A 22,357-nucleotide genomic window follows, 5' to 3' on the forward strand; every position below is an offset into this window, starting at 1 on the left:
GGGCGCGTGAACCACCGTAGTTCTTTCTCCGACCGCAGTTTTTTGCGTCAGCCGGTGGAGTGGCCCCCATGAGCGAACTGGCCGCCGACCCCATCCACACGGCGCTCGCGGACCGGCTCGGCACCGCGCTCCGGGGGGTGATCGTGTACGACGGCGAGCGCGTCGACGACTCGCTGCGGGCCGACGTGGCGGATCAGTACACCGACGAGGAGATCAGGTCGTTCGTCGACAACAGCATCGTCCACCAGCTGGACGCGCCGACCGTCGAGGAGTCGTTCCAACTCGGCAGCCTCGAAGCCGTCGTTCGCACGTTCGAGCGCTCGTGGGTCACCCGGGTCGCCGACGGCGCCAAGCGGGGCTGTCTGTTCTCCGTCGAGCGCGACGAGAACGTGTCGATGGCGGCCGTCGAGGACGGGATCGAGATCGTCCGCGAGGAGCTGCGGGAGTAGTCAGTCCCGGAGCAGGTCCCGGGCGACCCCCTGCCCGTAGGCGCCGACGAACATCCCGGCGATCCCCGCGAGGATCGGCCAGTTGCCGATGCCGACGCTCGCGTAGGCGGCGCCGGGGCAGATGCCCGAGATCCCCCAGCCGACGCCGAACACGACGCCGCCCAGCAGCACGTTACTGTCCAACGTTTTCCGGCGCAGATCGTACACCCTGTCCGTCAGCGGCGCGCGCTTCCCGCTCCGGGTCGCGAGGTGGAACACGGGGCCGGCGACCAGCGCCGCCCCGCCCATCACGAACAGCAGGCCGAAGTCCTCGAACTGCAGGAAGTCGAGCACGACCTCGGGCCGGGCCATCCGCGAGACCGCGAGGCCGACGCCGAACACGAGGCCGCCGACGAAGATCAGCGGCATGAACAGCGGGTGGCGGCCGTCGGCGCCCGCTCCGGGATCGCTCACGGCGACACCCCCATCGCCAGCAGGACGTGGGCGGTCCCGGCGGCGACGAGCACGAACGTCGCGACGTTCAACAGCGACGCGTCGGAGAGCGACCCCACGCCGCAGATCCCGTGGCCGGAGGTACAGCCCTTCCCGACCCGGGTGCCGACGCCGACGAGCACGCCGCCAACGAACAGCCGCGTCGTCGACACTTCGGTGACGAACCAGTCGTCGCCCGAGAGGGCAGTGTACGCCGCCGCCCCTAGCACGATCCCGGCAGTGAACACGAGCCGCCAGCCACGCGACTGGACGAAGCGGAACTGCTGGAACCGGTCGCGGTCGGAGACGTACGAGAGCGTCGACTCGAGGAACGTGCTCGCGCCCGCGGCGATGCCCGTCCCGAGGTAGATGGCGACCGTCGCGAGGCCGATCAGCAGGCCGCCGACGAGGTAGTGCAGGACGCCGTTGGGGAACAGCGTCGCGAAGTCCAGAGCCATAGGGCCCTCTCCGCCCGGCACGCGTTTGAACGTCCCGGCGCCGGCGGCCGAATCCTCAGCTGACCGATACGATGGCGTCGCCGGAACCCCTACGGATAAATCCCGGCTGGTTCTGGGTCCGCCGTGTCTCGGCTCTCGTTCGACGCCGTGCGGGGGTTCGACCGCTCGGTGTACGTCGTCGCCGTCGGCCAGCTGCTGAACGTGTTCGGCTCCGGGCTGGTGTACCCGTTCGCGACGATCCACTTCCACCTGGAGATCGGGATCGCGCTGTCGCTCGTCGGGCTGGGGCTGCTCGTGAAGAACGTCAGCACGGCCGTCGCGACCACCGTCGGCGGCTACCTCGCCGACCGGATCGGGCGCAAGCCGGTGATGGTGGCGGCGATGGCCGGCAACGCCGTCACACTCGCGGGCTACGCGTTCGTGCCAGCGATCGCCGCCGCGATCGACCCGCTGGACCCGGCGGGTGCGTTCATAGCCGTCTCCGCGTTGGCGGGCGCGACGAACGGGCTGTACACGCCGGCCGGGCAGGCGTACATCGCCGACCTGACCGACGGCGCGGAGCGCGACCGCGCCTACTCGCTGCTGAAAGTCGGCAACAACGTCGGCTTCGGCACTGGGTTCGTCGTCGGCGGCCTGCTGTACGAGTGGGCGGAGGTGACCGTGTTCCTCGCCGACGGCGCCACCTCCGCGGTCGTCGCCGTCGTGCTGTTCGCGCTGGTGCCGCGGATCCACGCGGGCCAGGAGGACGTGGCGCTCCGGGACTCAGTGGGCGACTGGGGAGCGGCGATCACCAAGCGCCGCGTGCTCGGCCTGGCGGCGCTGAACGTCTGCTTCGCGGTGCTGTACGCCCAGATGCAGACCACCGTCCCCGTCGTCGCCGAGGCGGAGCTGGGGCTCTCCTCGTCGGAGATCGGCACGCTGTTCGTGCTCAACCCGCTGACGCTCGTGCTGCTCCAGATCCCGCTCGTCGACGCCGTCTCGGGCTGGCGGCGCACGCGGGGGCTCGTGCTCTCGGTCGGCTTCTGGGCGGCGTCGATGGCGGTCGTCTGGCTCGTCTACCTGCTGGATCTGGGCCCGGCGGCCGCGGGACGCCATCCGCTGCTCGCCGTCGGCGTCGGGCTGCTCGGGCTGCATCTCGTCGCCCGGACCGTCGGCGAGGTGCTGCACTCGCCGATCTCGACCTCGCTGATGAGCGCGCTGGGGAGCGACGGCGAGCGCGGCGCCCAGCTGTCGATGCTCGAGGTCGCCAAGCGCGCCGGGTTCGGGATCGGCTCCTTCGTCGGCGGCGTGTTCTTCGACTACGGGCTGGCGGCGTGGCTCTGGCCGTCGCTGATCGGGGTCAGCCTGCTGCTGGGCGTCGGGCTGCTGGCGTTCGAACGGACGCTGTCGCCGACTGAGAACGGCTTGGCGGCGGAGAGCTAGATCGCCCTTCCGGAACCAGACCGCGCGGTTCAGCTACTCGGGAGGCTCGGCCCCACACTCGGCGTCGGCATGTCGGCGCCGGCGACCTCGCCGACGTACCAGACGAGCGCGGCGACCGCGGGGGCGACGAACGCGGCGGCGGTGAACAGCGCCGACGGGAGGTCGCCGTGGGCGTAGTGAACCCGCGCGAGGTTCGACCAGAACAGCGCCCACACGATCAGCCCCGCGGCGACCGCGACGGTCGTGGCCACGTCGACGATGCGACTCGCTGCGCTCGATGCCAAATCGAGCGCGTTGCGGTACGCAGGCATCGTCGCATGCCGACCATCGAGCCTTGTGAAAGTTTGATAAATTTAGTAATGAATGTGGTGGAGAATACCTGCGAACGCGTCGCAAAAACTGAATCGTTGCCGCCGTGTCCGGCAGCGAATTCGGGGTCGACAGCAGTTCTGGCCTCACAGCCACGGCGTCAGCTCCGAACCGACGACACGGAGGTCGTCGGCGGTCGCTCGCCGATTGGGCTACACACAGCCACGGCGTCCGCTCCGTGACTGCGCGACGGAGCGCGCAGTAGGTCGCTCGCCGTGGCTGGTTAGCGCGGCGTCTGCCGGTAGATCAGGTTCCGCTGGATCTCGTTGGCGCCCTCGTAGATCACCGGGATGCGCACGTCGCGGTAGACGCGAGCGATGCGGCGGTCCGCGAAGATCGAGCGGCCGCCGTGGAGCTGCATCGCGCGCTCGGCGACGTCGACGGCGGTCTCGGTCGACTTGGTCTTGGCCATCGCCGCCCAGTAGCCGGGGTTGTCGTGCTCCTTCACCATCCGCGCGGCGCGCCAGTTCAGCGTCCGGGCGGCCTGGAACTCCGTCTGCATGTCCGCGAGGATGTGCTGGACCGCCTGGAACTCGTTGATGTTGCGGCCGAACCCCTCGCGCTCGTGGACGAACGCCTCGGCCTCCTCGATGGCCGCGGCCGCGAGCCCGAGCCCGTGGCCGCCGACGACGACCCGACCGTGGTTGAAGAAGTCCGCGAGCGCGTAGAACCCGCCGCCCTCGGTGCCGACGAGGTTCTCCTCCGGGACGCGGCAGTCGTCGAAGACGATGTGGCCCTGTTTGGACGCGCGCATCCCCATCTTCTCGGGGATGTGCTCGGCCTCGTACCCCTCGGAGTCGGTCTCGACGATGAACAGCGAGTAGTTGCCGTAGCGGTCGTCGCGGTCGCCGGTCTTGGCGTAGACGGTGAGCCAGTCGGCCTCGACGGCGTTGCCGACCCAGTACTTCTCGCCGTTGAGCACCCACTCGTCGCCGTCCTTCTCGGCGCTGGTGGTCATCCCCGCGAGGTCGGAGCCGGTGTCGGGCTCGGAGACCGCGAGCCCCGAGAGCTGGTCGTTCTGGGCGACCGGGCGGAGGTACTTCTCGTGCTGCTCCTCGGTGCCGTACTGCTCGACCAGCTCACAGCCGAAGGAGGCGAGCATCAGCGTCAGCCCGATGCCGGCGTCGGCGCGGAAGAACTCCTCGCCGATCGCGAGGATCTGTTCCACGTCGAACCCGCGCCCGCCTAGCTCCTCGGGCAGGTCGGCGGCGACGAGGCCGGCGTCCATCGCCGCCTCGAGCACGTCCCACGGGTACTCCCCGGCCGCGAACTGCTCCGCCGCGACGGGTTCGATCTCCGCCTCGGCGAACGCTCTGGCTTCGGCTTTCGCCTCGCGCGCGTGCTCGGGGACGAGCCCCTCGTCGAGTAAGTCCATACGCTAGAGTGGCGGCGAGCACGCAAAAAGGCACTCAGAACTGCCGCTCCGTGGTCCCGCGTTTCCGGTCAGCGCCCGTCGGCCGCGGACTCGTCGTCGTCCTCGCCCGCGTCGTCGGGCGCCTCCTCGTCATCCTCGACCTCGTCGCCGGTTTCGTCGTCCGCGGCGGCGCCGATCCCCGTGAGCCGGTCGCTCTCCCGGCGCCCCGCGGGCCCGTCCGACGACGAGAGCGCGGCGCCGCCCCGGCGTTCCTCGTCCTCCTCGGTTTGCTCCGGCTCCGCCTCCGGCGCGTTGTCGGCGTCGACGCCCGGGTCGGCCTCCGCCCGGGTCGGCTCGGTCTCCATCGCCGCCTCTAGCGCCGCCGCTGCGGGATCCTCGTCGTCGGACCCGTCGGGCACCGATTCGTCGGCAGCCGCCGGCTCCTCGCCAGCCTCCGGGGTGACGTCGTCGCCGTTGCCGGCGGCGCGGGCGCTCGGTCGGTCGCGCTCGATCGCCACCGTGTCGCCCTCGCGCAGGCGCTCGCGCACCGCGTCGCGCTCGACCGTCCCCGACACCGTCCGGGGGAGCTCCTCGACCGTGCCGACCGTCCGCGGGAGCTTGAACCCCGCGAGCCGCTCGCGCAGGTGGCTCTCGAGCGCGTCCACGTCGACGTCGTCGCCGGCCGGGACCAGCAGCGCGGCGACCCGCTCGCCCCACTCCTCGTCGTCCATCCCGACGACCGCGGCGTCCTCGACCGCCTCGTGGGCCCGGAGCGCGTCGACGACCTCCCCGGGGTCGACGTTCTCGCCGCCGGTCAGGATCCGGTCGTCGAGCCGGTTCAGCACGTACAGCCGCCCGGCATCGTCGCGGTACCCCACGTCGCCGGTGTGGAGCCCGTGGGGCCCGAACGCCTCGTCCGTCGCCGCCGGGTCGCCGTAGTAGCCCGGCGTGACCGTCGGGCCGCTGACGACCAGTTCGCCCGACTCGCCCGCCGCGACCGGTTCGCCGTCCCCGTCGACGACGGTCACCGTCGTCCAGAGCAGGGGGTTCCCCACCGTCTCGGGGTGGTCGTACGCCTCCTTGGCGCGGGCGGTCGCGATCTGTGAGGCCGTCTCGGTCATCCCGTACGTCGGGCAGATCGGCACCGAGTAGTCCCGGCAGCGCTCGACGAGCTCGGCCGGGGTGGGGGCGCCGCCGACGAGCGCGAACCGCAGGCAGTCCGGGAGCGTGCCCCGCGCCGAGAGCATCCGGCGGAGCATCGTCGGCACCAGCGAGACGCAGGTCGCTTCGTGCTCGCGCAGGTCGTCGACGGTTCCCCCCGGATCGAACGACTCGCGGACGATCACGGTCGTCCCGTACAGCGTCGAGCGCAGCACTGGCGCGATTCCGCCCATGTGGTGCAGCGAGAGCGGCACCAGCCAGCGGTCCTCGGGGTCGACCCCCAGCCTGAACGCGCTGGCGGTCGCGCTCGCGAGCAGGTTCCCCATCGTGAGCCGGACCGCCTTCGGCTCTCCGGTGGTCCCGGAGGTGAACAGGAGCAACTGCGTGTCCGCTCGCTCCCACGCGGTCGGCGTGAACTCGTCCGGCTCGGCCGCCGACAGCGGCGTCACGTCGTCGTCGTCGGCCTCGTCGATGGTGAACGCCGGCACCGACCGCCCCACCTCCGCCGTTGCCGCCCGGACCTGCGACTCGGTGGTCCCGTCACAGACGACGGTGTCCACGTCGGCGCGGTCGAGGCGGGCGGCGAGCTCCGGCGGCGTGAACTCCGCCGCCAGCGGCACCAACACGGCGCCCAGCCGCATCGACGCGTGGATCAGGCAGACCGCCTCGACGCCCGTCTCCAGGACGGCGGCGACGTGATCGCCCTCGGCGACGCCGAGCGCCGAGAGCCGTCCGGCCATCTCCTCGACCGTCTCGTCGAGCGTCGCGTACGTCCAGGCGTTGCCGGAGCTCGCGTTGACGAGGGCCTCCCGGTCGGGCGTGGTCCGGACCCGGTGGGCCAGCCAGTCGTGCATATCTCCCTCCACAGGACTACTGGTACTTCCCTCTTGGCACACGTCGCCGGCGACCGGTTAACCGTGGCCGAGCGACGCGAACAGCGACTCGACGGCGGCGCGGCTCTCGGGGCGATCCGGCGTGTAGACGCCGACCGCGAACACCGTGTCCTCGCCCATCGTCTCGCGGGCGACGAGGAGCCGCGGGGCGTCGCCCTCGACCGCGTACTCGCCGGCGGTCACCTCCTGGCCGGCGAGTTCGACGGTCGTCTCGCCTGCCCACGTTACCTCGGTCGTCTCCATCGGGAGGTACGGGAAGACGTAGGTCACCACCTGCTTCAGCGGCGCGTACGTCAGCGGGTTGAGCGGCACGCCGCCGAAGCGCCAGGCCGGGAGGCTCACCGTCACCACCGCCGCCCCCGTCTCCTCGTGGGTCGTCGTCATCACGTACGCCGAGAGGTCGACGCGCTTCTCGACGCCGGCGACGCCCAGTCGCTCCCGGAACTGCACCGGCTCTACGGTCGGCTCGGCGAACCCGTGGTGGTCGGCGGTGCCGGCGTCGACGGCCAGCGGCGCGTCGGCGCTCCCCTGTAGCGGCCCGCCGGCGACCAGCCAGCCGCCGCCGACGGCCGCGAACAGCACCACCCCGACGACGCCGAGCCTGAACAGTCTCCACAGCATGCGCCGCGGTTACGAGTAAGCTCCCTTAACTGTTCGGCTCGGTGATAGCCACGGGACGGCGCAGCCGACGGCCGCAGCGGAACGGGCCGCAGAAGGGTTCGTCAGTGCTCCACGAACTCGACGAGCACGCCAGCGGTGTCCCGCGGGTGGAGGAAGGCGATGTCGTGGTTCCACGCGCCCGGGCGGGGCTCGTCGTCGATGGGCTCGATCCCGAGGTCGCGGGCGCGGTCGAGGGCGGCCGCGGCGTCGTCGGTCGCGAAGGCGACGTGGTGGAGGCCCGGGCCGTTCTCGGCGACGTAGTCGGCGATAGTGCTGCTGTCGTCGAGCGGTTCGATCACCTCGACGTACCCGTTGCCGAGGTCGAGGAACACGAAGCGCATCCCGCGGGCCTCGTCGGTCTCCTCGTGGACGTTCTCGGCGCCGAGCAGGTCACCGAACAGTGCCGCGGTCTCGGCGGCGTCGTCGGTGGCGACGCCGGCGTGGTCGAACTCCATGGGCGTGTCTCGGGGTCGACGGCCCAAAAGCGTGGGTCGTTCGCGTGAGGCTCCGCGGGGCGACCGCTCAGACCGACACGCCCTGCTGGTACTCGCCGAACACGTCGCGGAACAGGTTACAGACCTCACCCACGGTCGCCTTCGCCTTCACCGCGCCGACGATGTACGGCATCACGTTCTCGTCGCCCGCGGCGGCGTCACGCAGGTCGTCGAGCGCCGCCTCGACGGCGTCGTCGTCGCGCGCCTCGCGGAGCTCGTTGAGCCGGTCGATCTGTCGCTGCTCGTCCTCCTCGTCGACCGACTCCAGATCCATCTCCGGCTCGGCGTCCTCGACCTCGAACTCGTTGACGCCGACGATGACCCGCTCGCCCTCCTCGATCTCCTCCTGGCGCTCGAAGGCGACTTCCTGAATCTGACGCTGGACCCACTGGTCCTCGATGGCGCCGCGCATCCCGCCACGGTCGTCGACGTCCTCCAGAATGTCGAACGCCTCCTCCTCGAGTTCGTCCGTGAGGCTCTCGACGTAGTAGCTGCCCGCGAGTGGGTCGATGGTGTCGGCAGCACCCGACTCGTGAGCGAGTATCTGTTGTGTTCTGAGCGCGGTCCGGACGGATTTCTCCGTCGGCAGCGCGAGCGCCTCGTCCTTCCCGTTGGTGTGGAGGCTCTGAGTGCCGCCGAGCACCGCCGAGAGCGCCTGGTAGGCGACGCGGACGACGTTGTTCTCGATCTGCTGGGCCGTGAGCGTCGAGCCGCCGGTCTGGGTGTGGAACTTCAGCTGCTTCGACTTGGGGTTCTCGGCGTCGAAGCGCTCCTCCATGATCTGGGCCCACATCCGGCGGGCGGCCCGGAACTTCGCTGCCTCCTCGAAGATGTTGTTGTGGGCGTTGAAGAAGAAGCTCAGCTGGGGCGCGAACTCGTCCACGTCGAGCCCGGCGTCGATGGCCGCCTCGACGTACTCGATCCCGTTGCCGAGCGTGAACGCGACCTCCTGGGCGGCCGTCGAACCGGCCTCGCGGATGTGGTAGCCCGAGATGGAGATGGTGTTGAAGTTCGGCACCTCCTCGGCGCAGAACTCGAAGATGTCCGTGATGAGCCGCATCGACGACTCCGGCGGGTAGATGTACGTGTTCCGCGCGGCGTACTCCTTCAGGATGTCGTTCTGGATGGTGCCACGCAGCTCCTCGCGGTCGACGCCCTGCTCGTCGCCGACGGCGATGTACAGCGCGAGCAGCACGCTCGCGGGCGCGTTGATCGTCATCGACGTCGACACCTCGTCCAGCGGGATGCCGTCGAACACGGTCTTCATGTCCTCGATCGAGTCGATGGCGACGCCGGAGCGTCCAACCTCGCCAGTGGCCATGCCGGCGTCGGAGTCGTGGCCCATCTGCGTCGGCAGGTCGAACGCCATCGAGAGTCCGGTCTGCCCCTGGTCGAGCAGGTAGTGGAAGCGCTCGTTGGTCTCCGACGCCGTCCCCATCCCGGCGTACTGCCGCATCGTCCAGAGCCGGCCGCGGTGCATCGTCGAGTAGACGCCGCGGGTGTACGGCTCCTCGCCCGGGAAGCCGATCTCCTCCTCGTAGTCTTTGTCGGCGATGTCGTCGGGGGTGTACAGCGGGTCGACCTCCTGCCCGCCGGTGTCGGTGGTGAACGTCTCCTTGCGCTCGCCGAACCGGTCGACGGTGGGGCCGTAGGTCTCCGCCTCCCAGGACTCCTTCCCCTCGCGGATCGCCGCGAGGTCCTCGTCGTCGAACATGGGTCGAACTGGGGGCGGTTCGGACTTAAGGGTGGGGAGACCGCGGCGACCCCCGCGAGGCGCCGACGGCGGTCCGGAGTCACCCCCCTTTATCGGCGACCGGGCCACAGGAGCGGACATGGCACTCATCGACACCGCGTTCAGTATGCTGCACGTGCTGTTCGCCGGGATCTGGGCCGGCACGACCGTGTTCTACGCGTGGCGGATCCACCCGCTGCTCTCCGAGGGCGACATCGGCGCCACGTCGGCGATGTCGATCACGACCGGACTGCGCTGGCTGACCCGGATCGGCGCCGTCGTGTTCGTCGTCACCGGCGGCCACATGGCGGCGACGGGGTACGGCGACGGCCGGCTGTTCGGCACCAGCGCCGGCCACGCCGTGCTCGGGATGCTCGCGCTCTGGCTGGTCGTCACCGGGCTGCTCGAGGCCTCGATCGGCAAGATCCAGGACTCGCTGGGCGAGGGGAAGATCCAGACCGCCGGCCGGGAGAACGAGACGCTGATCCGCGTCGCGGCGACGTTCTCGGTCGTCCTGCTCCTGCTCGGCGGCTACCTCGCGCGGCCGCTGGTCTGAGACCAGCCGACCACACACCGACGGGTTCGTCGGGCCAAACGCTTACTTCTCCGCCGGCGAACCGACGCGCATGGATCTGGAGACCGTCGAGCGGTACGTCCGCGCCACCGGCGCGGGCCACAGCGAGGTGCAGGCGGAGATGGCCGACTACGCCGACGAGAACGACTTCCCCATCATCGGCCCCGACGCGGGCGCGGTGCTGCGGATGCTCGCGCGCCTCACCGACGCCGAGCGCGTGTTCGAGTTCGGCTCGGGCTACGGCTACAGCGCCTCCTGGTTCCTCGCCGGCGGCGCCGACGAGGTGGTGCTCACCGAGATCGACGAGGGCGAACTCGACATGGCGCGGGAGTTCCTCGACCGCGCCGGCGTCGCCGACCGCGCGCGGTTCGAGCACGGCGACGCGCTGGAGCTGGTCGAGGCGTACGGCGGCCCGTTCGACGTGGTGCTGATCGACCACGACAAGCCGCGCTACGCCCAGGGGTTCGACAAAGCCCGAGAGAAGGTCCCCGAGGGCGGCGTGATCGTCGCCGACAACATGACCCGCGGCCCGATCGACATCGACGCGCTGACGGCGTACTTCGCCGACGGCGAACCGCTCCCCGACGACGCCAGCGACGGCACCGAGGGGATCGCGAACTACGTCGAACACGTCCGCGCTGACCCGGCGTTCGAGTCGTTCGTCCTCCCCGTCGGCTCGGGGCTCTGTCTGAGTACGCGCGTCGCGCCGCGGCGGGACTGAGCCCCCTGTAGGCCGGTCGCGTTCAGGTCACTGCCGCACGCCCGTGACCGACGGCACACTGATCCGCGCAGCCAGCCCGCGCCCCGTCGACCCGACAGCGCCGGCGGCGGCGTCGAGGCCGTCGCGCACCCTGCTGCCCAGCGACCGAACACCCCCGGAGACGGACGAGCACGTTTCCGTCGCGGCGTCCGCGACGGTCCGTCCCGCCGCGGCGGCGCCGTGACTCGACTCGCTCGCGACCTGCCGGACTCGTCGGCTGGCCGCGCTGCTGCCGTGCCGGAGCCCTGCGACCGCCCGAGCCCCTGCGCTCCCCAGCCGTCCGCCGACGCCGCGAGCGACGCCGGCGAGCCGAGCCGCTCGCTCCCCCACCCCGCGACCGATCCTGGCGGGGGCAACCGTCGTCGCGGCCGTCGTCGCCGCCACCGCGGCCAGCGTCGGGACGGCGACCAGCGAGCGCAGGCCCGTGGCGGTCGTCACCTGGTCGGCCGTCGACGCCGCGTCGTCGTCGGCCTCGGCGTACGGGTCGGGGTCCCGGAGATCGGTCAGCACGCGCTTCGCGATCACGTCGGCCCCGTTCTCGAACTCGGGAGCAGTCGGCGGGTCGGCGACCGCGTCGAGCACGTCGATGGGGCGGTCGGCGACGGCGAACCCGTCCACGTCGAACCGCTCCAGCCAGTCGGCGACCGCGCGCTGTTCGTCGGTCGCCGGGTGGACCACACAGGGCGTGCCCGCGACTGCGGCGTCCATGATCGTCGAGTAGCCCGAACAGACCACCGCGTCGGCGCCACGGACGTACGGCAGCAGCGACGGGACGGGGTCCCACTCGTCGTCGGCCACGTCGAGCACGTCGTACCCCTGCCGGCGCAGGTGGTCGGCGATGGTGGACAGCGACGAGTAGTGGCTCGGCACGACCACCACGTCGGGCGGGTCGTCGACGGCCCCGTCGCCGTCGAGCGCCACCGGCGGGATCCGGGTTGCCGCCTCGGGGTCGCCGCCCGACTCCGGCCAGACCACGGGGTAGAAGAACTCGCGGGCCGCCGAGAGCTGGAACCGCGTGTGGAACCCCGCGCCGGCGCGCTCGATCCGGTCGCGGTAGAGGCTCGGCATGTCGTGTTTCAGCACGTACAGCGGCACGTCACACCGACTCGCCGCCATCGCGGCGAACATGTCGTCGGTGACGAGCGCGTCCGGCTCGGTGGCGGTCAGCCAGGCCTGGTACTCCACGATCCGACTCAGGCTGGCCGGGAGGCTCCGACTGAGCGTCTCCCACGTCGAGCCGCCCTGGAACGTGTCGATGAAGTCGACGTCGGTGGGTTCGAACTCGTCGTACCCGTTCAACGCGACGAACTGGGTGCCGGCGCCGCCGCCGGCCATGCGGACTCTCCCGCCCCGTCGCTCGACGGCGTCGGCGACGGCCAGCATCCGAGTCGCGTGTCCCGCACCTTCGGGGTAGTGCGCGACGGCAACTGTCGGAGCCATGAATCGTCGGACGTTCCAGCCTCGCCCCTAAGGGCCTTGTGGCGATCTGAGCGCGCTCGAGACAGGGCTCGACGCCCGTGCACGCCGGCCCCCGGTGGCGGCGTCAGACCTGTTCGGTCCGCCTCCCCGGTTTGGGGTCGACGTGCTCCCGGGGCATCAGGTCCGCGAAGCGCTGGTCAGCCAGCCACTCCGCGAGGTGGACCAGCTCGTCGCAGGCGGCCTCGAACAGCCGCTCGCCCTTCTCCGCGCTGGCGTCTGTCGGGTCGCCGAAGGCGCCGTTGGCGGAGTTCTCGATCGTGTCGTAGTGGACCCGGGCGCCGTGGCGGCTGTGGCCGGAACTCGCGAGGTCGGTCAGGCCGCCGTCGCGGGCGTTCTCGAACTCGCCCGGCTCGACCGTCTCGGGGTCGAGATGCAGCAGCATCGACGTCTCCTTCGGGCCGGCGTGGGGGCCGTTGGTCTCGAAGAGGTCGTCGACGAGCTCCGGGATCGACTCGTCCCACATCCACGGCGTCGCGAACGCGGTCTCGTCGGCGCGGAGGCGGCGGCCGACCTCCTGGAGATGCTGTGCGTTGCCGCCGTGGGCGTTGACGAACACCACGCGGTCGATCCCGTGGGCGGTGAGGTTCCGCGTCAGCTCCTCGACGTAGTCCCGGAACGACGACGGCGACACCCACATCGTGCCGTGGAAGTGGCGGTGGTGGTCGCTGACGCCGACGTTCACGGTGGGCGTACAGACGAACCCCGTGCGATCGGCGGCCGCGCGGGCGAGCCCCTCGGCGATCACGTGATCGGTCGAGAGCGGCAGGTGCGGGCCGTGCTGTTCGGTCGAGCCGAGCGGGACGAACGCCACGGGGCCGGCGTCGGCGGTCGCCACGTCCGGCCACGTCTGGTCGGCGAGGTACATGGGTAGTCGCCGGTGCCCAGGCCCCTAAAGCCTCCCGAGCGCGGCACGCCCGGGGCGAACAGCCGCTCGTGGACCTGTTAGGTCTGCATAACTTTAACCGCGGCTGGTCCGTAGTTACGGACGATGAACTTCGACGAGTTCACCGGCGAGATCCAGCACCGACTCGAGCTACCGGGAACCGGCGAGGCGGTTCGCTCGATACGGGCGACGCTGATGGCGCTGGGCCAGCGGATCCCCGAGGGGAACGCCGAGGACCTCGCGGCGTCGCTCCCGATGGAGATCAAGTGGTACATGACCGGCGCCGTCCACGGCACGGCCAGCGGTTCGACTGGGCGGAGTTCGTCTCCCGGGTCAGCGAGGTGGAGGGCACCGAGCGCCAGGAGGCGGCGTACCACGCGCAGGTGGTGATGGATCTCGTGGCGTCGCAGGTGCCGCCGTCGGACCTGCGGCAGCTGCGGGACGCGCTCCCGGAGAGCGAGGACGACGAGAACTGGGGGAAGCTGTTCGGCGTCGTCGACGACGGCGGCTGGCAGGGCGGCTCGACGGCGTAACGATTTCGGAGCCTCCGGCCCCTTCGCCACGCTTTTGACGCCTCCCCACCGACTCACGACCATGTTTGGAGGCGGCGGACTCAACCCGCGCAAGATGCAGCAGATGATGAAGCAGATGGGGATCGACGTCGAGGAGCTCGACGCCGAGGAAGTGATCATCCGGACCGGCGACGAGGAGCTCTACTTCGACGGCGCCCAGGTCACCAAGATGGACGCCCAGGGCCAGGAGACCTACCAGATCGTCGGCGAGCCGAACGTCCGCGAGACGGGCGGCGACGATACGGAAGCGCTGGAGGAGGGTGCCGACGAGGCCGACGACGACGGCGGCATCCCCGACGCCGACGTGGAGATCGTCGCGCAGCGTGCCGGCGTCACCGAGTCCACCGCCCGGCAGGCGCTGGAGGAGAACAACGGCGACCTCGCCGCGGCCGTCTCGCAGCTGGAGTAGTCCGGTGGAGGCCGTTCTACTGGTTCACGGCGACCGTGAGTACGTACGCCACCCCGGCGAGGAGCTCCAGACCGACCTCGGCGTGCTCGACGTGCCCGAGGACGTGAGCCACGGCGACGAGCTCGAGACCCACCTGGGCGAGCGCTTCGTCGCCCAACGACTCCGAGGGCCGGATCTGTTCGAGCACTTCGAGCGCACCGGCGCGCCGATGATGCCGCGCGACGCCGGGCTCGTGATGGGCCACACCGGCGCCGGCGGGGGCGACCGCGTGCTCGACGCCGGCACCGGGACTGGCGTGCTCGCGGCGTACCTCGCCCGTGCGGGCGCCGAGGTGACGACGTACGAGACCGACGCCACGTTCGCCGACGTGGCCCGGGAGAACATGGCGCTCGGCGGCGTCGACGACCGCGTCGACGTGCGAACCGGCGACGTGACCGAACAGCTCGACGAACTCGTCGACGAGGGCCCGTTCGACGTGCTCACGCTCGACACCGGCGACTCGGCGGCCGTCGTCGAACGCGCGCCGGAGCTACTGACCAGCGGCGGGTTCGTCGCCGTCTACTCGCCGTTCGTGGAGTCGGTCCGGGAGACCGTCGAGGCCGCCCGCGACGGGCTCACGGAGATCCGGACGTTCGAGACGATCCAGCGCCGGATGGACGTGAGCGACCGCGGGACGCGGCCGTCGACGGCCGGCGTGGGCCACACTGGCTACCTCACGTTCGCGCGGAAGGAGTAGGGGCGCGTCCGTTCGTTTTCGGCGCGGTCAGGCCGCGAGCGCTCTCAGTGGTCGTCCTCGCGCCACTTGTGGCCGCACTCCGTACACGTGAAGAAGCGCGTCTCGGACTCGTCGGCCGAGCGGATCTGCTTCATCTCGTAGCTCGCGCGGTCGTGGCCGCACTCGGGGCAGCGGATCTCCGTGGTCGGCCCCATGGCCTCCTCGCCCACGTCGGACATGTCGACGATCTCGCTCTCCTCCTGGTCCTGCTGGGTGGTCATCGCGCTCTCCTCGGCCTCGTCGCGGGGCTCGGTGTAGCCACAGCTGCCACAGACCCACTCGTCGCCCTCCGCCTTCATCATCGAGCCGCACTCGTCGCAGAACTTCATTAGCGGTGGCGTAGCGGGCCACCCGGTTTAAGCGCCGGGGTTCGCCGCCGGTGGGGCGTGGGTCAGCCGAACGTCCCGGACTCCACCGCGGTCGGCGCGCCGAACCGCCGCAATGGGGGGAGGGCCGCCCAGAACGACCCGGTGAGCGCGATGCCGACGCCGCCGGCCAGCAGCACCGCCCGCGCGCCGACCGCGGCGCCCGCCAGGCCCCCGAGCAGCAGTCCCAGCGGGCCGACGACGTTGCTCAGGCTGCTGACCGTCGCCGTCACCCGGCCGAGTCGGTCGTCGGGCACGCCCGTCTGCATCGTCGCCTGCACGCCGACGTTGTACACGCCGACGGGGACGCGGGAGAGCCCGAACAGCGCCGCCGTCAGCGCGACGCCGCCGAGTTCGACGCCGCCGACCCAGGCCGCGCCCGCGAGCAGGAGGCCGACGGCGTTCGTGACGCCCAGCGATCGGTCCTCGACCAGCGGCGCGAGCAGGGAGCCGGCGACGGCGCCGGCGGTCGTCGCCGCGAGCAGGAGGCCGTACCCCGCCGCGCCCGAGAGCGCGGCCGCGTACGCGGGCAGCACCGCGAACGCCGCGCTCGTGAGGAAGTTGGCGACGAGGCTCGCCAGCAGCATCGCGCCGAGCACCGACCCCGTGAGGACGGCGACACCCTCCCGGAGTTCCCGGCGGTAGGCAGCGAGATCGAGGCGGCCGTCCGGATCGTCACTCCCCTCCGCCGACTCGGTTTCGGGGATCGAGAGCCCGAGGAACAGCAGCGCGGCGACGCCGTACGTCGCGGCGTCGACGCCGTACAGCGCGACGGCGCCCACGGCGGCGACGAGCGCGCCGCCGATCGCCTTCGCCCCGGCGTCGACGGCGCTCGTGACGATCGAGAACGCGCTGTTGGCACGGACGAGCGACTCGCTGGCGACGACTCGGGGGAGCGCTGCCGTCTGGGCCGGCGCCGCGAACAGTTCCGTCAGCGCCATGAACGGGAGCACCGCGAGCACGACCCAGACCGAGAGCTCGCCGGCCAGCGCCGCCAGCGGCACGAGCAGCGACAGGACGGCGCCGAGCGCCTCCGAGCCGACGAGGACGCGCTCGAGCCGCGCGCGGTCGACCAGCGGGCCGGCCAACAGCTTCAGCGCGTTCGGCGCACGCAGCAGGAACCCCGCGAGCCCGGTGTACGTCGTCGAGCCGGTGAGCTCGAACACCAGCCACATCGCGGCGACGGTGTACAGCCCGTCGCCGAGGAAGCTCGTCGCCCGGCCCGCGAGCATCCGGCGGAACGCCGGATCCGTCGGGGGCGAGAACCGCCGGCGGAGCGTCGCGTGGAGGGACACGCGCGAGCCGTCGGCGGCCCGCGTGTTGAACCCTCGGGGAAACGCGGTTTAGTAAGTTTTCGGATAGGTTCGACCCCTGTCGTTCTGACCCGCGGCGGCGTTCGGACGGGCGGATTTGGAGGCGATTCTTTCACACGATTTCGGCGGTAACACCGCTGTAACCGGGTGACGGCGGGGTTCGCGAGCGCTCAAGTGGTTCGCACCTGTAGCTGGTAGCGTGACGCAACCACCCACTACGGCGGAACCGCTCGCAACCGACTCGACGACGGAGGTGGCGCGATGAGCCTGCTCCAGGTCGCCGCGTTCGACGGCGCCGCGGGGACGATCTTCCTGCTGGCCCGGGTCGTGTTCGGCCTCGTCCTCGCGTTCATGGGGCTGAACCACTTCATGGACGTCGAGGGGATGGCGGGGTACGCCGGCGCGAAAGGCGTCCCCGCGCCCGAGTTCGGCGTCGTCGCCTCCGGCGTGATGCTGCTGCTGGGCGGGCTCGGCATCGCCGCCGGCGCCTACCCCGTGCTCGCGGCGGGCGCGCTCGCGACGTTCTTCGTCGTCGCGACGCCGCTGATGCACGACTTCTGGAACGCCGAGGACACGCAGGGCGAGATGACCCACTTCCTCAAGAACGCCGCGCTACTGGGCGGCTCGCTGGCGTTCCTCGGGCTCGGCGGCGCCGACTGGCCGCTGGCGCTCGGCGTCGGCCTGTTCTAAGCGACACCCCCGACCGCTCGTTGCGGGCTACTCCACGTACGGGCGTTCGATGTCGGGTTCCCCCTCGATCCAGCGCGTGATCGCGCTGGTCCCCCAGTCGAACAGCGAGATCACCGGCGAGAGCACGCGCTCGACGACCGAGATGACGGGCGCGACCCGGAGCGACCACGCGGCAGCGTTGCCGAGCCCGTACGCCTTCGGGACGATCTCGCCGAACACGAGCACCAGCACGCTCGTGAGCAGCGTCGCGGCGACGACCGCGGCGCCGGGGTCGAGCGAGCGCGCGACCAGCACGGTGACGATGCTCGAGATCGCGACGTTGACCACGTTGTTCCCGACCAGCAGCGTGACGAGGAGCCGATGGGGGTCCTCGCGCAGCGCAGCCAGTGTTCGCGCCCGGCCGTCGGCGGCGGCGGTCGCGTCGGCGGAGGTGTCCGTGCCAGCCGGCAGCGAGAAGATCGCCGTCTCGGAGCTGGAGAAGAACGCACTACAAGCCAGCAGGGCGACTGTGGCGGCGATCCCGGCGGCGAGTAACAGGTCGACCATGGCCACCTTCCCGGCGGGGCGGTAATGAAGCCGGCGGCGGGCGCCACCGGCCGCCGTGTCGTGGCACGTCGACGCCACAGCACCGACACGTCTAACCCGGGCCGCCGAGGAACTCCGACAGAGATGCCGCTCAAGGCCACCGCGCGGGCCCACCCCATCCAGGGGCTCGTGAAGTACCACGGGATGCGCGACACGGAGCTGCGCCTCCCCTACCACGACTCGATCAGCGTCTGTACCGCGCCGTCGAACACCACCACCACCGTCGAGTTCCTCCCCGACGCCGGCGACGACACGTACATCATCGACGGCGAGGGCGTCGACGGCCGCGGCGCCGAGCGCATCCGCCACGTGCTCGATCACGTCCGCGACCTCGCGGGGATCGACCACGCCGCGCGGGTGGAGAGCGAGAACTCCTTCCCCTCGAACGTCGGCTTCGGCTCCTCCTCCTCCGGCTTCGCGGCGCTGGCGATGGCTGCCAGCGAGGCGGCGGGGATGGACCTGACCCGACCCGAGATCTCGACGATCGCGCGCCGCGGCTCGTCGTCGGCGGCCCGCGCGGTCACGGGCGCCTACTCCGACCTCTCCGCCGGCCTCAACGACGAGGACTGCCGCTCCCACCGCCTCGCCACCGGCACGGGCGAGGACGGCTTCGACCCGGAGGAGGACCTCCGGATCGTCACGGCGCTCGTCCCGGCTTACAAGGAGACCGAGGAAGCGCACGAGGAAGCCGAGGCGAGCCACATGTTCGACGCGCGACTGGCGCACGTCCAGGACCAGCTGGTCGAGATGCGCGACGCGCTGCGGGAGGGCGACTTCCACCGCATCTTCGGCACCGCCGAGCACGACTCGCTGTCGCTGACGGCGACGACGATGACCGGCCCGTCGGGCTGGGTGTACTGGAAGCCCCAGACCATCGCCGTGTTCAACGCCGTGCGGGAGCTCCGGGAGACGGGCGTGCCGGTCTACTTCTCGACGGACACCGGCGCGTCGGTGTACGTGAACACGACTGCGGACTACGCCGACGTGGTCGAGGAGAAGGTCGCGGAGACGGGCGTCGAGACGCAGGTCTGGGAGGTCGGCGGCCCCGCCGAGGTGCTCGCGGAGAGCGAGAGCCTGTTCTGAGCCAGCCCCGGCGCGCGATCGTCGGCAGCGTCGGCCGCCGGCTCTGAGCGTGGTGCCGTGGCTGTGTCGCCCCTCCCCCAGGTTCTTTTTCGATCCGTCGGGTGTCGCCAGTATGGTCGAAGTTCGGTCGATCCGGAAGTCCGACCTCCCCGCGTTCCGCCGCCTCCACAACCGCTACGTCGACCGCGATGAGTCGCTCGACACCGTCCGCGAGTGGTACGCCGAGTCGCCCGAGTTCCTCCTCGGCGCGTACGACGGGGAGGCGCTCGTCGGGCACGCGCTCGGCCGCCCGCACTCGGCGGAGCGCCTCGAACTCGCGGGGATCAGCGTCGAGGAGTCCCACCGCCGGCAGGGGATCGGCTCGGCGTTGCTTGACGCCGTCGAGGACCGGGCCGTCGCCCACGGGTTCGAGCGCGTGTCGCTCGGCTCCGCCGGCGGCTACGTCGACGAGTTCTACGCCGCGAACGGGTACCGTCCCGAGAGCGTCCTGGTCCGTCTCGACGCCGATTCGGCGGTGCCGGAGACGGTCCACGAGGTGGTGGGGGTCCGAATCGAGGACGGGACGCGGAAACTCTACGTCGAACCCGGAGACGGCGGCCCCGACCACCTCGACGCGGTCCGTGGAGCGTTCGACGACCCCGAGGCGATCTACATCATGGCGAAGCAGCTCGACGAAGCGTAACCGGCCGCACGTCAGACCAGCTTCATCATCCGGGTCTCGAACTTCCCGACCCGGACTTTCCACCAGCCGCGGAGCTCCTCGTCCAGATCCGGGTCGTCGGTGTCGGCGCGCAGCACGTTCACGCCGTCGAGCTTCGCCCGCGAGGCGACGATCGTCACGTCGCACTGCCGAATCACGTCGGGGGAGAGCTGGGGGTTCCCGCGGCCGAACACGAACCCCTGGCCGCCGATGGGGGAGACGACGATGACGTTCTCGCCTTCCGGCCCGAGCGCGTCCAGTATCTGTTGCTCGCTGGCGTCTCGCACCACCACCTCGCCGTCGCGCCACACGTCGACGCCGATCGGCGAGCCCTCGAACCCGAGTTCGTCCTTGATCGTTCCGACTGTCGATCCGGGACCGAGCACGTACGTCCGCGACGGCTCGGCCCGGATGTCGTCGGCGACGCCCTCGGCGAGCGCCTCGACGGTACCGCCGCCGAGCTGCTTCGAGGACTGCATCTGCTCTCCCACCGGCACTCGTGCGACCGCCCGGAGTTCCGGGTTCACCTCGCCCTCGCGGTACTCGTCCTCGTCGATGTCCATCACCTCCCGGCGCTCGGTGCGCTCGTAGCTCGCGACGATGTAGGCGGCGTCCTCCGGCGAGACCGCGAACACCGAGGAGTAGACCTTGACGCCGGCGGGAACGCCGAGCATCGGCGTGTCGGTTCCCTCGAGCGTCTCCGCCACGTCCGCCGCAGTCCCGTCGCCGCCCACGAACAGCACGAGGTCGACGCCGGCGTCGACGAACGCCTCGACGGCCTCGCGAGTGTCCTCCGAACCCGTCTCGTCGCCCCCGGGCTGGCCGAGAACGGCGGGCTCGTACCCCGCCGCCCGGACCGCCGCCTGCCCCATCGGCTCGCCCCAGGTCGAGATCTCGGCGTCGGGCAGTCGATCCCGGAGCTCTGCCAGCGCGCGCTCGGCGCGCTGGGGCGCCCGCGGTTCCGCGCCGCGGGCGCGGGCCTCCGCCACCTTCCCGTCGGTGCCCTTCAGCCCGACGCGGCCACCCATTCCCGCGATGGGGTTGAGGACGAAACCAACGTGCATGGCCCCCCTTCGACGGGGAGCGGGAAAACGGCCGCGGAGGCGGCGACCGCGACAGCCCTGCCGCCGGCGTCGACGCCGGAGACCACCAGAGCTAAGCGCCGGAGCGTCGAACGCCGAGGCATGCTTCAGGCTACCGCAGTCGAAGGGGTGTCGCTCGATCCGGCGCTGACCGGCGCCGTCGCGCTCGTACTGGGGATCGCCGTGACGGCGGCGTGGACGCTCGCGTTCTACCGGTAACTACTCGGCGTTCTCGCCGACGTCGTCGACGTGCTCGGCCAGCCACGCGGCCGCCCGTCGAGCTTCCGCCGGATCAGTCGCCGTGACCTTCAGCGTCACCGTCTCGCCGGGGTAGGAGCCGACGCTCACGTCGAAGCGCTCCCCCACCTCGGCGATCCGGTCGAGCAGCTCGCTCTCGGGCTCGGCGGCCTCGACGCGCTCGACGTACGTCTGCTCGCCGTCGAACTCGTCGGCGACGGCCGCGAACATCGCCCGCATCTCCGCCGGGACGCCGGGGAGCACGTAGCAGGACTCGACGACGGCGCCCGGGGCGACCCCCTCGGTGTTGTGGAGCGGCCGCGAGCCGGCCGGGAGCTCGGCGGTGCCGGTCGCGAGGTCGTCGCCCGCGTAGCCGCCCTCCTCGCGGAGCCACGCGACGGCCTCGTCGTGCAGTTCGACCTCGCGGCCGAACGCGGCCGCGACGCCCGCCATCGTCACGTCGTCGGGGGTCGGGCCGAGGCCGCCGGTGACGATCACGGCGTCGTACTCGGCGTGGTACTCGTTGACGACGCGGGCGATGTCCGCCTCGCGGTCGGGGACGGTCGTCACGCGCTCCACGCCGACGCCCCGCTCGTCGAGGCGGGCACAGAGCCAGGTCGCGTTCGTGTTCTCGGTGTCGCCGGTGAGCAGTTCGTCGCCGACGGTGACGATTGCGGCGTCCATCTGTCGGGGGTAGGCGCGAGCCGGGGAAAAGCGCGACGGCGGCGGCTCCGCCCTCACTCTCCGGGGCCGACGACGGCGTAGCAGTTCCCGCTGGAGAGCTCCCACTCGAGCAGCGCCAGCTCGCTCGCCCGGAGGTCGGCCTCGAACTCCCTGGGGTCGTACACGTGGTAGAACCGCCCGACGGTGTCGCCGCCCGGCAGCGTCCAGTCGATCTCGGTGTCGAGCCCCGAGCCGTCGGTCTCCTCGTCGACGAACCGGTCGTGGGCGGTGCTCCACGCGCTCACCAGCGCCCGCCCGCCCGGCGCGAGGGTGCGACCCAGTTCGTTTAGGCTCGCGAGCCGGCGCGTCCGCGGCCGGAGGTGGTGGAGCGTCGCGACGTACACCGCGAGATCGACCGCGTCGGCCCGCAGCGGGATCGACCCGGCGTCGCCGGCGACGAGGTCGACCGCGAACCCGCGCTCGGTGGCGCGGTCGGCCGCCTCCGCCAGCAGCCCCGTGCTGGCGTCGACGCCGACGACGCGGTCGGCGTGGGCGGCGAGCACCTCGGCGTGGCGCCCGTTGCCGCAGCCGAGGTCGAGGCCGACGGCGCCGGAGCGCCCCTCGAGGAACGACTCGATCTCGGGCCAGGGGTACTCGCGGGTCTGTGAGAAGTGGCCGGCGATGCGGTCGTACGTCTGGCCGGCGTGGCGGTCCGCTCCCATCG

Annotated in this window: 25 protein-coding genes and 1 pseudogene; 10 read left to right on the forward strand and 16 right to left on the reverse strand. The window is 71.4% G+C overall.

The window, feature by feature from the left end:
- The first annotated feature begins 68 nt into the window (after nt 1-68).
- A complete protein-coding gene (locus ACP95_RS10975) occupies nt 69-449 on the forward strand; it encodes a hypothetical protein (protein WP_049981248.1) in 381 nt (126 codons plus the stop codon).
- Here the strand turns inward: ACP95_RS10975 and ACP95_RS10980 are convergent, their stop codons facing one another.
- Together ACP95_RS10980 and ACP95_RS10985 are read right to left on the reverse strand one after the other, a co-directional pair.
- On the reverse strand, nt 450-857 hold the full coding sequence (locus ACP95_RS10980) for a DUF6691 family protein (protein ID WP_049981359.1): 408 nt from the start codon (nt 855-857) through the stop codon (nt 450-452).
- 41 nt (nt 858-898) lie between these two features.
- On the reverse strand, nt 899-1,378 hold the full coding sequence (locus ACP95_RS10985; protein WP_049981249.1) for a YeeE/YedE family protein: 480 nt from the start codon (nt 1,376-1,378) through the stop codon (nt 899-901).
- 123 nt (nt 1,379-1,501) lie between these two features.
- Between ACP95_RS10985 and ACP95_RS10990 the strand changes: the two genes are divergently transcribed.
- Complete coding sequence (locus tag ACP95_RS10990) at nt 1,502-2,800, forward strand: MFS transporter (RefSeq protein ID WP_049981250.1); 1,299 nt, start codon at nt 1,502-1,504, stop codon at nt 2,798-2,800.
- 29 nt (nt 2,801-2,829) lie between these two features.
- Here ACP95_RS10990 and ACP95_RS10995 read toward each other — a convergent pair whose 3' ends face one another.
- The 6 genes from ACP95_RS10995 to ACP95_RS11020 form a co-directional block, all read right to left on the reverse strand.
- Nucleotides 2,830-3,111 carry a hypothetical protein gene (locus ACP95_RS10995; RefSeq protein ID WP_049981251.1) on the reverse strand — a complete coding sequence of 94 codons (282 nt, stop codon included), beginning with the start codon at nt 3,109-3,111 and terminating at the stop codon, nt 2,830-2,832.
- Nucleotides 3,112-3,392: 281 nt separating this feature from the next.
- A complete protein-coding gene (locus ACP95_RS11000) occupies nt 3,393-4,544 on the reverse strand; it encodes an acyl-CoA dehydrogenase family protein (protein WP_049981252.1) in 1,152 nt (383 codons plus the stop codon).
- Between the two features lie 68 nt (nt 4,545-4,612).
- Nucleotides 4,613-6,538 (reverse strand): AMP-binding protein, encoded by a 1,926-nt coding sequence (locus ACP95_RS11005; RefSeq protein ID WP_082224668.1) that lies wholly within the window; start codon nt 6,536-6,538, stop codon nt 4,613-4,615.
- 57 nt (nt 6,539-6,595) lie between these two features.
- The gene (locus tag ACP95_RS11010; protein WP_049981253.1) at nt 6,596-7,198 is read right to left on the reverse strand and encodes a DUF6517 family protein; all 603 of its coding nucleotides are present in this window, start codon (nt 7,196-7,198) and stop codon (nt 6,596-6,598) included.
- Nucleotides 7,199-7,299: 101 nt separating this feature from the next.
- Nucleotides 7,300-7,692 carry a methylmalonyl-CoA epimerase gene (gene mce, locus ACP95_RS11015; protein WP_049981254.1) on the reverse strand — a complete coding sequence of 131 codons (393 nt, stop codon included), beginning with the start codon at nt 7,690-7,692 and terminating at the stop codon, nt 7,300-7,302.
- A gap of 67 nt (nt 7,693-7,759) precedes the next feature.
- Nucleotides 7,760-9,445 (reverse strand): acyl-CoA mutase large subunit family protein, encoded by a 1,686-nt coding sequence (locus ACP95_RS11020; RefSeq protein ID WP_049981255.1) that lies wholly within the window; start codon nt 9,443-9,445, stop codon nt 7,760-7,762.
- A gap of 118 nt (nt 9,446-9,563) precedes the next feature.
- On the opposite strand from ACP95_RS11020, the gene ACP95_RS11025 reads away from it, so the two are divergent.
- Nucleotides 9,564-10,019, forward strand: coding sequence for a hypothetical protein (locus tag ACP95_RS11025; RefSeq protein ID WP_049981256.1), 456 nt, complete (start codon nt 9,564-9,566; stop codon nt 10,017-10,019).
- A 70-nt stretch (nt 10,020-10,089) separates the two neighbouring features.
- Nucleotides 10,090-10,758 (forward strand): O-methyltransferase, encoded by a 669-nt coding sequence (locus tag ACP95_RS11030; protein ID WP_049981257.1) that lies wholly within the window; start codon nt 10,090-10,092, stop codon nt 10,756-10,758.
- Between the two features lie 27 nt (nt 10,759-10,785).
- Here ACP95_RS11030 and ACP95_RS16140 read toward each other — a convergent pair whose 3' ends face one another.
- Together ACP95_RS16140 and ACP95_RS11040 are read right to left on the reverse strand one after the other, a co-directional pair.
- Complete coding sequence (locus ACP95_RS16140; RefSeq protein ID WP_202593827.1) at nt 10,786-12,237, reverse strand: hypothetical protein; 1,452 nt, start codon at nt 12,235-12,237, stop codon at nt 10,786-10,788.
- Nucleotides 12,238-12,340: 103 nt separating this feature from the next.
- Complete coding sequence (locus ACP95_RS11040) at nt 12,341-13,141, reverse strand: creatininase family protein (RefSeq protein ID WP_049981258.1); 801 nt, start codon at nt 13,139-13,141, stop codon at nt 12,341-12,343.
- A 123-nt stretch (nt 13,142-13,264) separates the two neighbouring features.
- On the opposite strand from ACP95_RS11040, the pseudogene ACP95_RS11045 reads away from it, so the two are divergent.
- From ACP95_RS11045 to ACP95_RS11055, 3 genes and pseudogenes are all read left to right on the forward strand, one after another.
- A pseudogene (locus ACP95_RS11045) lies at nt 13,265-13,557 on the forward strand (DUF2267 domain-containing protein); the annotation flags it as partial.
- Nucleotides 13,558-13,753: 196 nt separating this feature from the next.
- On the forward strand, nt 13,754-14,140 hold the full coding sequence (locus ACP95_RS11050; protein WP_049981259.1) for a nascent polypeptide-associated complex protein: 387 nt from the start codon (nt 13,754-13,756) through the stop codon (nt 14,138-14,140).
- Between the two features lie 4 nt (nt 14,141-14,144).
- Entirely contained in the window at nt 14,145-14,876 is a 732-nt protein-coding gene (locus tag ACP95_RS11055) for a tRNA (adenine-N1)-methyltransferase (protein WP_049981260.1), read from the forward strand.
- Nucleotides 14,877-14,920: 44 nt separating this feature from the next.
- Here the strand turns inward: ACP95_RS11055 and ACP95_RS11060 are convergent, their stop codons facing one another.
- Together ACP95_RS11060 and ACP95_RS11065 are read right to left on the reverse strand one after the other, a co-directional pair.
- On the reverse strand, nt 14,921-15,244 hold the full coding sequence (locus tag ACP95_RS11060) for a transcription factor S (RefSeq protein ID WP_049981261.1): 324 nt from the start codon (nt 15,242-15,244) through the stop codon (nt 14,921-14,923).
- A gap of 62 nt (nt 15,245-15,306) precedes the next feature.
- Nucleotides 15,307-16,575, reverse strand: coding sequence for an MFS transporter (locus ACP95_RS11065; RefSeq protein ID WP_049981262.1), 1,269 nt, complete (start codon nt 16,573-16,575; stop codon nt 15,307-15,309).
- A 279-nt stretch (nt 16,576-16,854) separates the two neighbouring features.
- On the opposite strand from ACP95_RS11065, the gene ACP95_RS11070 reads away from it, so the two are divergent.
- A complete protein-coding gene (locus ACP95_RS11070) occupies nt 16,855-17,283 on the forward strand; it encodes a DoxX family protein (RefSeq protein WP_049981263.1) in 429 nt (142 codons plus the stop codon).
- Nucleotides 17,284-17,310: 27 nt separating this feature from the next.
- Here the strand turns inward: ACP95_RS11070 and ACP95_RS11075 are convergent, their stop codons facing one another.
- Nucleotides 17,311-17,829 carry a CNNM domain-containing protein gene (locus ACP95_RS11075; protein WP_049981264.1) on the reverse strand — a complete coding sequence of 173 codons (519 nt, stop codon included), beginning with the start codon at nt 17,827-17,829 and terminating at the stop codon, nt 17,311-17,313.
- Between the two features lie 123 nt (nt 17,830-17,952).
- On the opposite strand from ACP95_RS11075, the gene mvaD reads away from it, so the two are divergent.
- Nucleotides 17,953-18,951: a phosphomevalonate decarboxylase MvaD gene (gene mvaD, locus ACP95_RS11080; RefSeq protein WP_049981265.1), complete on the forward strand. Its 999-nt coding sequence runs from the start codon at nt 17,953-17,955 to the stop codon at nt 18,949-18,951.
- Between the two features lie 112 nt (nt 18,952-19,063).
- A complete protein-coding gene (locus ACP95_RS11085) occupies nt 19,064-19,633 on the forward strand; it encodes a GNAT family N-acetyltransferase (protein WP_049981266.1) in 570 nt (189 codons plus the stop codon).
- Nucleotides 19,634-19,644: 11 nt separating this feature from the next.
- Here ACP95_RS11085 and ACP95_RS11090 read toward each other — a convergent pair whose 3' ends face one another.
- The 3 genes from ACP95_RS11090 to ACP95_RS11100 form a co-directional block, all read right to left on the reverse strand.
- On the reverse strand, nt 19,645-20,715 hold the full coding sequence (locus tag ACP95_RS11090; RefSeq protein ID WP_049981267.1) for an ATP-NAD kinase family protein: 1,071 nt from the start codon (nt 20,713-20,715) through the stop codon (nt 19,645-19,647).
- A 237-nt stretch (nt 20,716-20,952) separates the two neighbouring features.
- A complete protein-coding gene (locus ACP95_RS11095) occupies nt 20,953-21,654 on the reverse strand; it encodes a competence/damage-inducible protein A (protein ID WP_049981268.1) in 702 nt (233 codons plus the stop codon).
- A 53-nt stretch (nt 21,655-21,707) separates the two neighbouring features.
- Nucleotides 21,708-22,355, reverse strand: coding sequence for a class I SAM-dependent methyltransferase (locus ACP95_RS11100; RefSeq protein WP_049981269.1), 648 nt, complete (start codon nt 22,353-22,355; stop codon nt 21,708-21,710).
- Between the last annotated feature and the right edge of the window lie 2 nt (nt 22,356-22,357).

Source organism: Halolamina rubra, from assembly GCF_000739555.1.
Taxonomy (GTDB): domain Archaea; phylum Halobacteriota; class Halobacteria; order Halobacteriales; family Haloferacaceae; genus Halolamina; species Halolamina rubra.